Origin of the sequence: Roseovarius salinarum (assembly GCF_002834145.1) — a bacterium.
In the GTDB taxonomy this organism is placed as follows: Bacteria; Pseudomonadota; Alphaproteobacteria; order Rhodobacterales; family Rhodobacteraceae; genus Roseovarius; species Roseovarius salinarum.
Genome location: NZ_PHNT01000005.1, coordinates 104,535 through 119,052 on the forward strand (window position 1 = coordinate 104,535; position 14,518 = coordinate 119,052).

A 14,518-nucleotide genomic window follows, 5' to 3' on the forward strand; every position below is an offset into this window, starting at 1 on the left:
TCGCCGTTTTCATCGCAATGACGTCAAGGAAGGCGGGGCGGCAAAACGCCGCGGCAAGGGTTTACAGTCGCGCAGAATCGGAACAGGCTGCCCGTCATGTCCGGGACCGGCCGCCCTTCGGGCGCGGCCGCGTGTCCCAAGCCTACAGGGAGAAAATCATGAGACTTCTACGAAACCTGGCAGCCGCTGGCGCGGTGATGCTGGCAACTGCCGGCGTCGGCGCCGCTCAGACGCTGAAATTCGCCTACGACGCCGACCCCGTGTCGCTCGATCCGCACGAGCAGCTTTCGGGCGGCACGCTGCAACTGTCGCACATGGTCTTCGACCCGCTGGTGCGCTGGAACCAGGACCTCGGTTTCGACGCGCGCATCGCCAAGAGCTGGGAGCGGGTGAATGAAACCACCATGCGGTTCAACCTCCGCGAGGGCGTGCAGTTCCACTCGGGCAACGAGATGACGGCCGAGGACGTCGTCTGGACGATCGAGCGGCTGAAATCCTCGCCCGACTTCAAGGGCATCTTCAACGGCTGGGTCTCGGCCGAGGCGATCGACGCCCACACCGTCGAGGTCAAGACGGACGGCCCCAGCCCGCTGATGCTGCACACCGCCACCTACGTCTTCCCGATGGACAAGAAGTTCTACGAGGAAGGCGGCGCCGAGATCGCCAAGCACGGCGACAGTTTCGCCAGCCAGAACGTCTCGGGGACGGGCCCGTTCACCATCGCCGAGCGTGAACAGGGCGTGCGCGTGGTGTTCGAACGCAACGAGACCTACTGGGACGAGGACAGCCCCGGCGACGTTCAGACCGCGATCCTGACCCCGATCAAGGAGGCGCCCACCCGGGTGGCCGCGCTTCTGGCCGGCGACGTGGACTTCATCGCGCCGGTGCCGCCCACCGACCTGGATCGCGTCCGCGAGAACGAGAACACCAAGCTCGTGACGATGACCGGCACGCGGGTCATCACGCTGCAGATGAACCAGGAGCGCCACGAGGCGCTGGCCAATACCAAGGTGCGCCGGGCGATGGCCTATGCGATCAACAACGAGGGCATCGTCGAGAAGATCATGAAGGGTTTCGGCACCGTTGCCGCCCAGCAATCGCCCGAGGGCTACGTCGGTCACAACCCGAACCTCGAGCCCCGCTACGACCTCGAAAAGGCCAAGCAGCTCATGGCGGAAGCCGGCTACCCCGACGGGTTCGAGGCCACGATGATGTGCCCCAACAACCGGTACGTGAACGATTTCAAGATCTGCGAGGCGTCCGCCGCGATGCTCGCGAAGATCGGTATCGAGATCGACCTGACGACCATGCCCAAGGCGCAGTACTGGCCCAAGTTCGACGAGCGCGCGGCCGACATCATGATGATCGGCTGGCATTCGGACACCGAGGACTCGGCCAACTTCAACGAGTTCCTGACCATGACGCCGAACCCGGAAACGGGCCGCGGCCAGTACAACTCGGGCAACTACTCCAACGAACGGGTGGACGAGCTCACGCTGGCGTCGCTCACCGAGACGGACCAGGATAAGCGTGCCGAGATGCTGCAGGAGGTGGAGCGGATCCTCTATGAAGAAGCGGCCTTCATCCCCTTCCACTGGCAGGATCTGGCCTATGGCGCGCGCAAGGGCGTGATGATCGAGGATGTCGTCAACGTGATGAACTTCCCCTACCTGGGCGACCTTGTCATCAAGCAGTGATGTGATAAAGGCGGGCCGGTTGTTTCACCGGCCCGCCTGACCCACACGCCCCCCATGCATATTCTCGCTTTCCTCATACGCCGCGCCGTGCAGGCCGTGATCGTGATGCTGGTCATCTCGGTGATCGGTTTCTCGATCCAGGACAATCTCGGCGACCCGCTTCGCGAACTCGTGGGCCAGTCCGTTTCCGAGGAGGAACGCGATGCCCTGCGCGAGGAGATGGGCCTCAACGACCCGTTCCTCGTCCAGTACGTCCGGTTTCTGGGCAACGCCGTCCAGGGCGACCTGGGCACCTCGTACTTCTTCAAGCGCCCCGCGGTCGACGTCATCATGGACAAGTTCCCGGCCACCTTCGAACTGGTGATCGGGGCCGTGTTCATCTTCCTGTCACTGTCGATCCCCGCCGGCATCTATTGCGCGATCAACCGCGATTCCTGGCTCACGCGGATCATCATGACCGGATCGATCGTCGGCATCTCGATCCCCGTGTTCCTGACCGCCATCGCGGCCGTCTGGCTTTTCGGGGTCGAACTGGGCTGGCTGCCAGCCTTCGGCCGCGGCGACACGGTCGAACTGCCCTGGGGCTGGGAGACGGGCTTTCTCACACTCGACGGGCTGAGCCACCTGATCCTGCCGTCGATCACGCTGAGCTCGATCATGCTGCCGCTGTTCATCCGGCTGATCCGCGCCGAGATGCTGGAAGCCATGAGCACCGATTACGTCCGCTTCGCGCGCGCCAAGGGGCTGAGCCAGCGCCGGGTGCGTTATGTTCATGCCTTCCGCAACACGCTGCTGCCGGTGGTCACCGTCGGCGGGCTGATGATCGGGACGCTGATCGCCTACACAATCCTGACGGAAACCGTATTCCAGTGGCCAGGCATGGGGTTCTTGTTCCTCGAGGCGGTCAACCGCGTCGATACACCGCTTATCATTGCCTACATCATCGTCGTCGGCCTGATCTTCGTGATCGTCAACACCATCGTCGATTTCGTCTACACGCTCATCAACCCGATGGTGAAACTGCCAGGGGCCAAGGGCTGACATGATCTCGTTCTCCGCCTTTCTCAAACGCTTCCTGTCCGACCCGGTGGCCATCGGCGCCGGCGTCGTGCTGCTGATACTGGTGCTGATGGCCGTGCTTGCGCCGATCATCGCGCCGCAGAACCCCTATGACCTGATGCAGCTGTCGATCATGGACAGCGAAATGCCGCCCGCGTGGCACCCCGGGGGCGACGACAGGTTCCTGCTGGGCACCGACGCCCAGGGGCGCGGGGTGCTCAGCACGATCATGTACGGCACCGGGATCTCGCTGCTGATCGGGCTGGGCGCGGTGATCGTGCAGGGGATGTTGGGCATCACGCTGGGGCTGATCGCCGGCTACAAGGGCGGCTGGATCGACAGCTTCCTGATGCGCCTGGCCGACATCCAGCTGTCGCTGTCCACCCTGATGATGGCGATCATCGCGCTGGCGCTGTTCAACGCGGCCTTCGATGCCAACACCTATGCCGACTACGCGATCATCATGCTGATCCTCGTGATCGGCGTGGCCGAGTGGCCCAAGTTCGCGCGGACCGTGCGCTCCTCGGTGCTGGGCGAGAAGAAGAAGGAATACGTCGACGCGGCCCGCGTGATCGGCCTGCCCCCGCGCAAGATCATGTGGGGGCACATCCTGCCCAACACGCTGACGCCGGTGCTGGTGATCTCCACCATACAGGTGGCCGAGGCGATCATGATCGAGGCGTCGCTGTCCTTCCTCGGGCTGGGGATGCCCACGGACAGGCCTTCGCTGGGGTCGCTGATCCGCTCGGGGTTCGAGTTCATCTTCTCCGGGTCGTGGTGGATCACCCTCTACCCGGCGATCGTGCTGGTGGTGCTGATCCTCGCGCTCAATCTTCTGGGCGACTGGCTGCGCGACGTGCTCAATCCGAAACTCCGGCGGGGAGAGGACTGATGGCCATGCTCGAAGTGCGCGACCTGCACGTGGCCTTCCCGCAGGGCAAGCGGAACGAGGTCGAGGCGCTGCGCGGGGTGAACCTGACCCTGGAAAAGGGCGAACGCCTTGGCGTGGTGGGCGAATCCGGTGCCGGAAAGTCGATGCTGGCCTTCGCCATCCTCAACCTGATCGCCGAGCCCGGGCGGGTCAGCCACGGCGAGGTGATGTTCCACGGCGAGAACCTGCTGGACCTCAGCGAACGCGACATCCGCGGCATCCGCGGCAATCGCATCTCGATGATCTTCCAGGACCCGATGGTCACGCTCAACCCGGTGCTGACCATCGGCACCCAGATGATGGAGACCCTGAAGGCGCACCGCAACATCTCGGACGCCGATGCCCGCAAGCTGTGCATCGCCAAGCTCAAGCAGGTGGCGATCCCGTCGGCCGAGTCGCGCCTGGCGGCCTATCCACACGAGTTGTCGGGCGGGCTGCGCCAGCGGGTGGTGATCGCCATCGCGCTTCTGACCGACCCCGAGGTCATCATCGCCGACGAGCCCACGACCGCGCTCGATGTCACGATCCAGGCCGAGATCATGGCGCTCATTCTCAAGCTGTGCCGGGAAAACGATGTCGCCCTGATCCTGATCACCCACGACCTCGGCGTCGTGGCCGAGGTGACCGAACGCATCATGATCATGTACGCCGGCCTGTGCGTGGAGGACGGGCCGACCAAGCGCATCATCGAGGCGCCGTCGCACCCCTATTCCGACGGCCTGCTGCGCGCGCTGCCACAACACGCCGGGCGGGGCACGAAGCTTTACCAGATTCCCGGCTCGATGCCGCCGATCACCGCCCTGCCGCCGGGCTGCGCCTATCACCCGCGCTGCGCGCGCGCGACGGCAGAGTGCAAGCGGACGATCCCGCCGCTGGAAAACGGCGTCGCCTGCTTTCACCCGCTTGACCAGGACGAGGCAGCGTCATGAGCGACCCCATTGTCGAGACGAAGGGCATCGAGGTCCGTTTCCCGCTGCCCACGCACTTCCTGAGCCGCGAGAAGCCCGTGCTGCACGCGCTCAATACCGTGGACGTCGGGATCGAACCGGGCGAAACCTTTTGCGTCGTGGGCGAATCGGGCTGCGGCAAGACCACGCTCGGCCGGGCCATAATGGGCCTGTTGTCCCCCTCGGCCGGCGAGATCCGGTTCAAGGGCGCGCGCATCGACACGATGGACGACGCCACGCGCAAGCCCATCCGCGCGCAGATGCAGATGGTGTTCCAGAACCCCTACGCCTCGCTCAACCCGCGGCGCACGGTCTTCGACACCCTGGCCGAGCCGGTACAGCACCTGATGCCCGAGAAGTCCGCCAAGGACGTACGCGCCCAGGTGGAGGCCGTTCTGGACGCCACCGGCTGCGACCAGAGCTGGCAGCGCCGCCTGCCGCACGAGTTCTCGGGCGGCCAGCGCCAGCGCATCGCGATCGCCCGCGCGCTGGTCACGAACCCCGCCTTCATCGTCGCGGACGAGCCGATCTCGGCGCTCGACGTGTCGATCCAGGCGCAGATACTCAACCTGATGAACGACCTGCAGGCCGAGCGCGGGCTGACCTACCTTTTCATCACCCACGACCTGAGCGTGGTGGAACATTTCGGCACGCGGGTCGCCGTGATGTATCTGGGCCGGGTGATGGAACTGGCCGACACCGAGACGCTGTTCTCGGCGCCGAAACATCCCTACACGCAGCTGCTGCTGGATGCGATTCCCAAGCTCGAGGGCGGATCCTTCGACAAGCCGCGCCAGCCGGGCGAACTACCCGACCCCGTCAACATGCCGCCCGGCTGCCCCTTCGCGCCGCGCTGCCCGATGGCCGAGGACCGCTGCCGCGCCGAACGGCCCGCGCTGCGCACCCTGCCGAATGGCACGCAGGCCGCCTGCCATTTCGCGGAGTGATCCGCAGGGTCGTGCCCCTCCTGCCGCGGGTGCCGATCAGTCGTCGCCGTCGTCGGCCGGGCTGGCGTTGAGCAGCCCGTACCGCTCGGCGCCGAGGCTGTCGTAGAGTTCGATCTGCGTCTCGAGGAAATCGATGTGCCCTTCCTCGTCCGCGATCAGCTCCTCGAAAAGGTTCTTGGAGACGTAATCGTTCACGCTCTCGCAGTGGTCGCGCGCCTCGATGTAAAGCGTGCGCGCCTCGTGCTCGGCGGCGAGATCCGCGTCCAGCGTTTCGCGCAGCGTCTCGCCGATCCGCAGCGAATCGAGCTTTTGGAGGTTGGGATGGCCGCCCAGGAAGATGATGCGCTCGACCAGCTTGTCGGCGTGATGCATCTCCTCGATGCTCTCTGCGCGCGACTTCGCCGCGATCCGCCCATAACCCCAGTCATCCTGGAGACGATAGTGCAACCAGTATTGATTGATCGCCGTGAGTTCGCTCCGGAGCGCCTTGTTGAGGTATTCTATGACCTTATCGTCGCCCTTCATTTGCGTCTCCCTCCAATGTCGCGCGGCGAAGGCCGCGCAGTTCCCTGGGTACCGCAAACTTGTCGTTTTGGCGCATCGTGTCAATCAATTGCGGCAGGCAGCCGCCGCAATCCACCTTCTTGCCGAGGGCATGATAGACGCGGCCCGGCGTGATGATCGTGTCGGGATCGGCCGCGCGCATCCATTCGACGGCAGCCTCGATCTCCTTGTCCGTGATCGAATTGCAATGGCACACGATCATTCTGTCTCGTCCTTCTGCTGACCGTCAGCGCCCGGGTGGCACCGCGGGGCGTGCGTGTCCTTGACACGGGTCAATGAATGGCGGCCGCATCGCGGCGGCACGCGGCCCGGTGGACGCCCGGCATGGCGCGTGCGAATTGAAGCCCCAGCTGCTGTGCCGCGTGCATCAACGGCAAGAGCATTGCCGCATCCACGAGCAGCGCGCCCAGCATCATGGCATCCTCGCGGTCGCCGGTGGCGGCGGTCGTCACGAAATGCGCGAACAACGCTTCGTCACCCCCGACACGGCGGCAGCCCGGGGCATGACACGCCAGCGCGCGGCGCCCGTACCGGTCGAGGATCTCCAGGATCTCGCCCAGGGCGGCGACCGGAGCGCCAGACAGCGCCGGCACGGGGCGTGCGGGCCGGCCTGCCTGAGTGCGCCAGGCGCGCAGGGCCAGCACCAGGGCCTGTTCGGTCTGCGGCAACGCATCCATAACGGCCACGGGCGCGGCGCCGGTCATGTCGCGGACATGTTTCATTTCGTCAGGATCAGCTTGCCCGCGCGTGTGATGCGCAGCGTGTAGACCTGCCCGTCCAGAACGATATTCGCCGTCTGCGCGCCGCCCGTCAGCGCGCGCGCATCGTGGCAGGCCGCACCGTCCTGGCCCGCCGCAGAGACGGGGCTGGCGTCCGAGGCGAACCGCGCGGCAATCATGACCGCCCCTCCAGACGATCAAGCAACGCTTCCAGCCGGCTCTCGACAGGGAACGTGCCCTGCAGGGCAGCATCGACGACATCGCGGCGCCATGCCTCGTTTTCGACCGGCATGCGCCGGGCCGGCGGCCCATCGACCGCGCTCGGGAAAAGGACCCGCATCATCCACCTCCTGGGTTCATGTGTCGTTTTCATGCCGGGCTGGCCGTGTCGCGGTAGCTTGGCAAGTTATTCCTGACAGAAATACTTTTATTCGTCAATTCCGATTCTTTCCATCACCTTTTCTTCGTCACATCCGACTGCCGGGCCACCTTCCGCTCAATACCGCTCAGGCTTCCTGTGGATGACTTCGCGTTTGATCGGGTTTTCGCAAGTTTTCGACGCCCGATTGCGAATATGCGCACGCATCGGGACTCCACCGCGCAGATTGCGTGCAGCAACCTCGCACCACGCGTCTACCACCGCCCGGCGGATGAAGACGGTTCACGCCGAATGTGAAATGGCCCCGGCAACTGCCTGACTGATAGGCAATAACCCGGGTCCACCCGCCGAAAGTGGTGAAACGGCCGCAGCGGAAACCCGTTTTCGGCGTGACACGCCACTCGTGTCTGGCCTGACGGGGCCTGGATGCGCTATCATCAAGCAACAGGCGCAATCGAGAGCAGCAGGGCGGGCACAGGGCACGCATGACCCTTCAGTCGATCAAACAGCTGCCGTTGTCATTGCAGGCAGCGCGCAAGACGGACGTGCGGACGCAGTTCGCCGCGCTGTGCTATCGCATCACCCGTGACAAGCCGGAGGTTCTGCTGATCACCAGCCGCACGTCCCGCCGGTGGATCGTGCCCAAGGGCTGGCCGATGGATGGCAAGACACCCTGTCAATGCGCATTGCAGGAAGCATGGGAAGAAGCCGGCGTCCGCGGCCGCACCCGCGACCTTTGCCTGGGACTGTTTTCCTATCACAAGGCCATCGGCCCGGAACAGGGCGTGCCCTGCGTCGCGATGGTCTACCCCGTCAAGGTCAAGGGGCTGGCAGCCGATTTTCCCGAACGCGGTCAACGCCGGCGCAAGTGGTTCCGCCCGCGCAAGGCGGCCGAGCGTGTCGAGGAACCGGAACTGGCCGAGATCCTGCGCCGTTTCGACCCGAAGTTGCTCAAGGGCTGATGCCGCGCTCGCACGCGTGGCCGCGCTTGAATTCTCCCGCCGGGCGGCTATGGTCACGTTTCGGTTCAGGTATTCGACATGATCAAGTTCACTCTGAAATGCGCTGAAGATCACCGCTTCGAAAGCTGGTTCCGGTCGACCGAAGCGTTCGACAAACTGGTTTCCAGCGGCAAGGTGGCCTGCGCCGTATGCGGTTCCACGCAGGTTGAGAAGGCGATGATGGCACCGCATGTGCAGGGCGGGCGTGACCCTGCCGCGCAGCCCGACGAGCGCGCGCTTTCGCAACCTTCCGGTGCGGCCGAACAGGCCCTGGCGCGGCTGCGCCGTCATGTCGAGGAGAATTCCGAGGATGTGGGCCGCGATTTCGTGACGGAGGCCCGGCGGATCCACGAGGGCGCGGCACCGGAACGGTCGATTCACGGCGAGGCCCGAGCCGACGAAGCGAAAAAGCTGATCGACGACGGCCTGCCCGTGGCCCCCCTTCCGTTCACGCCGCGCCGCAAGTCCAACTGACCGGAGGAGCCGTCCGATGCATGTCGTGATCACCGGAGCCAGCCGCGGCATAGGTCGGGAATTGAGCGAACGCTACGCCGAGGCCGGTCACACGGTAACCGGCACATCCCGGGTTGGCGGGGGCGCGTTGGCGCCGCTTGACGTGACGGACCCGTCCAGCCACGCGGCACTGGCCAACCGGCTCGAAGAGCGACCGATCGACCTGCTGATCTGCAACGCCGGCATCTATCCCGACAAGGGCCAGCCGCTTGAAGGTGGGTTTCCCGCCTCGATATGGGCAGAGACCTTCGCCACCAACGTGACCGGCGTTTTCCTGACCGTCCAGACCCTGCTGCCCAACCTGGAACGTGCGGGCGCCGCGAAAGTCGCGATCCTGTCCAGCCGGCTTGGCAGCCAGGCGATGGCCGAGGGTGGCAGCTATGCCTACCGCGCCTCCAAGGCCGCGGCACTCAACCTCGGGCGCAACCTCGCCGTGGACCTGGCGCCCCGCGGCATCTCCGTCGGTGTCTATCACCCCGGCTGGGTGCGCACCGACATGGGCGGCCCGTCGGGAGAGATCGGCGTGGAGGAGTCCGCGGCGGGCCTGGTCGAGAGGTTCGCGGCGCTGGGCCCGGAAACCGCCGGTTGCTTCCAGTCCTGGGACGGCCGCGACCTGCCGTTCTGATCTCGTCCGGACGGCAGGTCACGCGGTTTCCCGACGTGGCGTCAACAAATCGCCGTTCGCGCGGGCCGCGCGTCTTGCCCTCGGGCGTCAGCGGGCGTAAACCCCGCCCGATTCAACCGGCAGGGACACGGCCATGCCCGTTCTCGTGATGAAATTCGGCGGCACTTCCGTCGCCACGCTGGACCGCATCCGCCGCGCCGCCAAACGGGTCGGCGTCGAGGTGGCCAAGGGCTACGACGTGATCGTCATCGTCAGCGCCATGTCCGGAAAGACGAACGAGCTGGTCAACCTGGTCGAGGAAACCTCGCCGCTGTTCGACGCGCGCGAATACGATGCCGTCGTGAGTTCCGGCGAGAACGTGACCGCCGGGCTGATGGCGCTGACCCTGCAGGAAATGGACGTGCCCGCGCGCAGCTGGCAGGGCTGGCAGGTGCCGTTGCGCACCAGTTCCGCCCATTCCGCCGCCCGTATCGAGGATATTCCGCCGGACAACATCAACGCGAAGTTCGCGGAAGGCATGCGCGTGGCCGTCGTCGCCGGCTTCCAGGGGATAAGCCCCGAGGGCCGGATCACCACGCTGGGCCGCGGCGGGTCCGACACGACCGCGGTGGCCTTCGCCGCCGCCTTCGGCGCGGAACGCTGCGACATCTACACCGATGTGGACGGGATCTATACAACCGACCCGCGAATCGCCGACAAGGCCCGCAAGCTTGACCGCATCGCCTTCGAGGAGATGCTCGAGCTCGCCAGCCTCGGGGCGAAGGTTCTTCAGACCCGGTCCGTCGAACTGGCGATGCGTTACAATGTGAAGCTGCGGGTTCTGTCGAGCTTCGAGGAACAGTCGGACGCGGCCGGCACGCTGGTCTGCAGCGAGGAGGAAATCATGGAATCGAACGTCGTGAACGGGATCGCCTATTCCCGCGACGAGGCGAAGATGACGCTGGTATCGGTCGCCGACCGCCCCGGTATCGCCGCCGCCATCTTCGGGCCATTGTCGGACGCGGGCGTCAACGTGGACATGATCGTGCAGAACATCTCGGAAGAGGGGCGCACCGACATGACGTTTTCCTGCCCGACCAACCAAGTGGCGCGGGCCGAGAAGGCGCTGCAGGACGCGAAGGCGGCGGGCCAGATCAACTATCACGACCTCATCGCGGACACGGATGTGGCCAAGGTCTCGGCCGTGGGAATCGGCATGCGCAGCCAGTCAGGCGTGGCCTCGAAGATGTTCCGGACACTTTCCGACGAAGGAATAAACATCAAGGTGATCGCAACCTCCGAGATCAAGATTTCCGTTCTGATCGACCGGAAATACATGGAACTCGCCGTCCAGTCCCTGCATGATGCCTTCGAACTGGAGGGCGCGGCCTGATCGCCGGCCCCCGCGGGCCGGCGTCCCGGCCACGCGGTACACGCGAGCGGCGCGAAGAGCGAAAACAGCATGAGCGCACAGCACGATACAGACAGCCGGCAGATGCTGGGCCGCCTGCGCGCGGTCATGGCCGAGGATGCCGCCGGACAGGCGCGGCTCGACCAGATCGTCCGGTTGATCGCCGACGAGATGCAGACCGAGGTCTGCTCGATCTACCTTTTCCGCGACGAGGACACGCTGGAACTGTGCGCCACGCAGGGTCTGAACCCCGACGCGGTGCATGAGACGCGGATGAAGCTGGGAGAGGGTCTGGTCGGCCGGGTCGCCCGGAACGGAAAGATCATCAACACCGACGACGCGCCCAGTGCCAAGGGCTTCCGCTACATGCCCGAGACGGGGGAGGAGGCATTCTCGACCTTCGCCGGCGTGCCGATCCAGCGGCTCGGCGAGATGCTGGGCGTGCTCGTCGTCCAGTCGAAGGAGGCGCGGCTCTACTCCGAGGAGGAGGTCTACGCGCTCGAGGTCGTGGCCATGGTGCTCGCCGAGATGACGGAACTCGGCGTGTTCGTCGGCGAAGGCGCGGCGATGTCCGCGCGCCACCAGCAGGCGGTGCTGTTCCGCGGCACCACCGGCCAGGAGGGCGCGGCGCAGGGCCACGTCTGGCTGCACGAACCGCGCGTCGTCGTCACGAACCCGATCGCCGAGGACCCGCAAAGCGAACTGGAGCGCCTGCGCACAGCCGTCGACGATCTGCGCGTCAGCGTGGACCGGATGCTGTCGAACGCCGCCACGGGCGACGCCGAACAGCTGGAAGTGCTCGAAGCCTACCGGATGTTCGCGAACTCCAAGGGGTGGCTGCGGCGGATGGAGGAGGACATCGGCCGCGGCCTGTCCGCCGAAGCGGCCGTCGAGAAAGAGCAATCCACCGCGCGGGCGCGCATGGGCCAGGTCACCGACGCCTACCTGCGCGGGCGGCTGCACGACCTTGATGATCTGAGCAACCGGTTGCTCCGCATCCTGACCGGACAGGGGCAGGAAACCGGTGCCGAAATGCCGGCCGACCCGATCCTGGTGGCACGCAACATCGGCCCCGGGGAACTGCTGGACTATGGCCGCCGGCTCAAGGGCATCGTGCTGGAGGAGGGGGCCGTGGGCAGCCACGCCGCCATCGTTGCCCGCGCGCTCGCCATCCCTCTGGTCATCCATGCCGAGCGCATCACCACCGAGGCACTCAACGGCGACCACATCCTCGTGGACGGCGACAACGCTGTCGTGCACCTGCGGCCCGACGACACGGTCGTCACCGCCTTCCGTGACAAGATGGCGATGCAGGCACAGGCGCAGGAGCGCTATGCCTCGATACGTGACAAGCCGGCCGAGACTTTGTGCGGCCGTCGGATCGCGCTGCAGATGAACGCGGGGCTGATGGCCGATCTGCCCAGTCTGGAAAGCTCCGGCGCCGATGCGGTGGGCCTGTTCCGCACCGAGTTGCAGTTCCTGGTGCGCAACCACATGCCCAAGCGCGCCGAGTTGTCGGAACTTTACGCGCGGGTGATGGACGCCGCCAAGGGCAAGCGCGTGGTCTTCCGCACCCTCGACATCGGCTCGGACAAGGTGCTGCCCTACATGAAGCCCACGGACGAGCCCAACCCGGCGCTGGGCTGGCGCGCGGTGCGCGTGGGCCTCGACAAGCCCGGCGTCATGCGCATGCAGCTGCAGGCACTGATCCGCGCCGCGGCGGGCCGGCCGTTGACCGTGATGTTCCCGTTCGTTGCCCAGCGCGAGGAGTACGCGGCCGCCTGCGCGGAAATGGACAAGGCCATCGCGCGCGAGCGGATCCTGGGCCATCCCCTGCCCGGGACGGTCGAGCTGGGCGCGATGCTGGAAACACCCAGCCTCGCCTTCGCGCCCGACAAGTTCTTCGAGGAGGTCGGATTCCTGTCCATCGGCGGCAACGATCTCAAGCAGTTCTTCTTCGCCGCCGACCGCGAGAACGAGCTCGTGCGCCGGCGTTACGACACGCTCAACGTCAGTTTCCTGACCTTTCTGGAACGCATCGTGAATCGCTGCGAAAAGACCGGCACGCCGCTCAGCTTCTGTGGCGAGGATGCCGGTCGGCCGGTCGAGGCGGCCTGCCTCGCGGCGATCGGGCTGAGCACGCTGTCGATGCGCCCGGCCTCGATCGGGCCGGTGAAGTCGATCCTTCGGCGCATCAACCTCGACGAGTTGCGGGGCATCATCACCGACGCCCGCGACCGCGGCGATCAGTCTGTCCGCCCCGCCGTGATGGACTACCTGCGCGGCAAGCTCTGACCCGGCGGTGCGCCTTCGGCGCGCTCGTTTCGCGGACGCAGGGGGCGCTGCCCCCTCGGCCTTCGGCCTTCACCCCCGGAGTATTTGGCCCAAGGTGAAGATGGCCGCGCTCAGCGCAGCCGCCTGCGGAATGTCTCGACCAGCTGTGCGTGGTCGCGGTCGGCGTCGATTGCGAGGCGGCGCAGGCCGAAATGCACCTGCCCCATCTCGCCGTAGTAGCGGGTGTAGACGTAATTCGTGGCCGCCCCGGCCGCCGCGCCGAGCACCGGCACGGTCTGCGCCGCGAGCTTCTGTCCCAGTACCGTCGCCAACCGGGGTGCGACCCGCGCGATCAGGGCCTGCACGGTCGGCCCGGTGACCGTCATGCGCGCGGCGAGAAACCCGAGGTCGGCGCCGTCGTCATCTGTGAGCGGCCCGGCGGCCGAGAACACCTGCACGCAGTCGTGGCGCACCGCCGCCTCGTCCGGGTCGAAACCGCAATCGACCGCCGCGTCCTGGATCGTGCGCAGCAGCAGGGTCGTCGTGACCGGCAATTCGGCCATCGCCGTGGGCAGACCGCCGAAGCCACCTGCCGCGCCCATCGCGGTGCCCACCGCCCGGCTCATCCAGCCGGGCGCCTCGCCCGTCACCCCGCGCGACCGGTGCGCGGTGTCGATCGCGGCCCTCAGCGCCCGCTCGCTCGCGTCGTCCAACCGCGCGCGTACCTGAGGCGGCAGGCGCCCCAGCAGATCCTCGGCCTGCCCGCCCAGCAGATTTAGGATCTCGACCCCGATGTGGCCCGCGCGCGCATGACGCCGCGCGAGTTCGGCCAGCCGTGCCTCGACGGCGTCGTCGTCCAGGGGTGCGCCCAGCAATTCCATTCATGACCTCCGCGCGGTGCGTTGACCCGTGTCAAGGATCTGCACGGCGCGCGCCGCTTTCAAGCCGCCTTTTCGACGCGGCCGCGGACGCCGGTCCAGGCGCCGGGCCTGAGCGCCCTTCCGAGCACCCGTGCGGGGTTGGTGGGCGGCGGCATCTCCACCCCCTCCAGCCGGTCGAAGCCGAAGCGGCCGTAGTAGGGCAGATCGCCCACCAGCAGCACGCGGCTCCAGCCCAGGCGGGCGGCGCGGCGCAGGCTTTCGCGGATCAGCATGGCGCCCAAACCCTCGCCCTGCCGCGTCGGGTGCACGGCCACAGGCCCCAGCAGCAGCGCCCGGTACTCGCCCACGCGCACGGGCCAGTAGCGGATCGCGCCGGCCAGGATACCCTCCGCGTCGCGCGCCACGAGGCTCAGCCCCCGAGCGGGCGCAACCCCGTCGCGCAGGCGATAGGACGACAGGGCCTCGCGCCCCGGCGCGAAACACAGGTCGTAGAGCGCCTCGACCTCCCACCAGTCGTCATCGGTCTCCGGGACAAGATTGAACACCGGCCGCGCATCCTTAAACCTCCGGGTGGATTCGCGCGTAGCACGG

General features: G+C 66.5%; 17 protein-coding genes. 10 read left to right on the plus strand and 7 right to left on the minus strand.

Annotated features, from left to right (window positions below; translation table 11 throughout):
- Nucleotides 1-158 precede the first annotated feature (158 nt).
- Genes CEF10_RS06920 through CEF10_RS06940 form a run of 5 tightly spaced genes read left to right on the plus strand, consistent with a single transcriptional unit; the run spans nucleotide 159 to nucleotide 5,581 of the window.
- Entirely contained in the window at nucleotides 159-1,697 is a 1,539-nt protein-coding gene (locus CEF10_RS06920) for an ABC transporter substrate-binding protein (RefSeq protein WP_101067397.1), read from the plus strand.
- Between the two features lie 60 nt (nucleotides 1,698-1,757).
- A complete protein-coding gene (locus CEF10_RS06925) occupies nucleotides 1,758-2,738 on the plus strand; it encodes an ABC transporter permease (RefSeq protein WP_101067481.1) in 981 nt (326 codons plus the stop codon).
- A 1-nt stretch (nucleotide 2,739) separates the two neighbouring features.
- On the plus strand, nucleotides 2,740-3,648 hold the full coding sequence (locus CEF10_RS06930) for an ABC transporter permease (protein WP_101067398.1): 909 nt from the start codon (nucleotides 2,740-2,742) through the stop codon (nucleotides 3,646-3,648).
- Nucleotides 3,648-4,616 (plus strand): ABC transporter ATP-binding protein, encoded by a 969-nt coding sequence (locus CEF10_RS06935; RefSeq protein ID WP_101067399.1) that lies wholly within the window; start codon nucleotides 3,648-3,650, stop codon nucleotides 4,614-4,616. Before CEF10_RS06930 ends, CEF10_RS06935 begins: the two co-directional genes overlap by 1 nt.
- A complete protein-coding gene (locus CEF10_RS06940) occupies nucleotides 4,613-5,581 on the plus strand; it encodes an ABC transporter ATP-binding protein (RefSeq protein ID WP_101067400.1) in 969 nt (322 codons plus the stop codon). The genes CEF10_RS06935 and CEF10_RS06940 overlap by 4 nt, the downstream gene beginning before the upstream one ends.
- Before the next feature lie 36 nt (nucleotides 5,582-5,617).
- Here CEF10_RS06940 and bfr read toward each other — a convergent pair whose 3' ends face one another.
- The 5 genes from bfr to CEF10_RS17170 all read right to left on the minus strand — a co-directional run bounded on the left by bfr (nucleotide 5,618) and on the right by CEF10_RS17170 (nucleotide 7,204).
- Nucleotides 5,618-6,106, minus strand: a complete 489-nt coding sequence (bfr, locus tag CEF10_RS06945; RefSeq protein ID WP_101067401.1) for a bacterioferritin — start codon at nucleotides 6,104-6,106, stop codon at nucleotides 5,618-5,620.
- Nucleotides 6,090-6,347 carry a (2Fe-2S)-binding protein gene (locus tag CEF10_RS06950; protein WP_101067402.1) on the minus strand — a complete coding sequence of 86 codons (258 nt, stop codon included), beginning with the start codon at nucleotides 6,345-6,347 and terminating at the stop codon, nucleotides 6,090-6,092. Before CEF10_RS06950 ends, bfr begins: the two co-directional genes overlap by 17 nt.
- Before the next feature lie 70 nt (nucleotides 6,348-6,417).
- A complete protein-coding gene (locus CEF10_RS06955; RefSeq protein WP_101067403.1) occupies nucleotides 6,418-6,849 on the minus strand; it encodes a hypothetical protein in 432 nt (143 codons plus the stop codon).
- Between the two features lie 14 nt (nucleotides 6,850-6,863).
- Nucleotides 6,864-7,043 carry a hemin uptake protein HemP gene (locus CEF10_RS06960; protein WP_101067404.1) on the minus strand — a complete coding sequence of 60 codons (180 nt, stop codon included), beginning with the start codon at nucleotides 7,041-7,043 and terminating at the stop codon, nucleotides 6,864-6,866.
- Nucleotides 7,040-7,204, minus strand: coding sequence for a hypothetical protein (locus CEF10_RS17170; protein WP_232796432.1), 165 nt, complete (start codon nucleotides 7,202-7,204; stop codon nucleotides 7,040-7,042). Before CEF10_RS17170 ends, CEF10_RS06960 begins: the two co-directional genes overlap by 4 nt.
- Before the next feature lie 524 nt (nucleotides 7,205-7,728).
- On the opposite strand from CEF10_RS17170, the gene CEF10_RS06965 reads away from it, so the two are divergent.
- The 5 genes from CEF10_RS06965 to ptsP all read left to right on the plus strand — a co-directional run bounded on the left by CEF10_RS06965 (nucleotide 7,729) and on the right by ptsP (nucleotide 13,067).
- Nucleotides 7,729-8,205, plus strand: coding sequence for an NUDIX hydrolase (locus CEF10_RS06965; RefSeq protein ID WP_101067405.1), 477 nt, complete (start codon nucleotides 7,729-7,731; stop codon nucleotides 8,203-8,205).
- Nucleotides 8,206-8,283: 78 nt separating this feature from the next.
- Nucleotides 8,284-8,718 (plus strand): DUF1178 family protein, encoded by a 435-nt coding sequence (locus CEF10_RS06970; RefSeq protein ID WP_101067406.1) that lies wholly within the window; start codon nucleotides 8,284-8,286, stop codon nucleotides 8,716-8,718.
- A gap of 16 nt (nucleotides 8,719-8,734) precedes the next feature.
- On the plus strand, nucleotides 8,735-9,382 hold the full coding sequence (locus tag CEF10_RS06975; protein ID WP_101067407.1) for an SDR family oxidoreductase: 648 nt from the start codon (nucleotides 8,735-8,737) through the stop codon (nucleotides 9,380-9,382).
- A 133-nt stretch (nucleotides 9,383-9,515) separates the two neighbouring features.
- Nucleotides 9,516-10,754, plus strand: a complete 1,239-nt coding sequence (locus CEF10_RS06980) for an aspartate kinase (protein ID WP_101067408.1) — start codon at nucleotides 9,516-9,518, stop codon at nucleotides 10,752-10,754.
- Nucleotides 10,755-10,823: 69 nt separating this feature from the next.
- Entirely contained in the window at nucleotides 10,824-13,067 is a 2,244-nt protein-coding gene (gene ptsP, locus CEF10_RS06985; RefSeq protein WP_101067409.1) for a phosphoenolpyruvate--protein phosphotransferase, read from the plus strand.
- A 110-nt stretch (nucleotides 13,068-13,177) separates the two neighbouring features.
- On the opposite strand, the gene CEF10_RS06990 is transcribed toward ptsP, so the two are convergent.
- Nucleotides 13,178-13,927, minus strand: a complete 750-nt coding sequence (locus CEF10_RS06990; RefSeq protein ID WP_101067410.1) for an EcsC family protein — start codon at nucleotides 13,925-13,927, stop codon at nucleotides 13,178-13,180.
- 59 nt (nucleotides 13,928-13,986) lie between these two features.
- Nucleotides 13,987-14,472 carry a GNAT family N-acetyltransferase gene (locus CEF10_RS06995; protein ID WP_101067411.1) on the minus strand — a complete coding sequence of 162 codons (486 nt, stop codon included), beginning with the start codon at nucleotides 14,470-14,472 and terminating at the stop codon, nucleotides 13,987-13,989.
- Nucleotides 14,473-14,518: the final 46 nt, after the last annotated feature.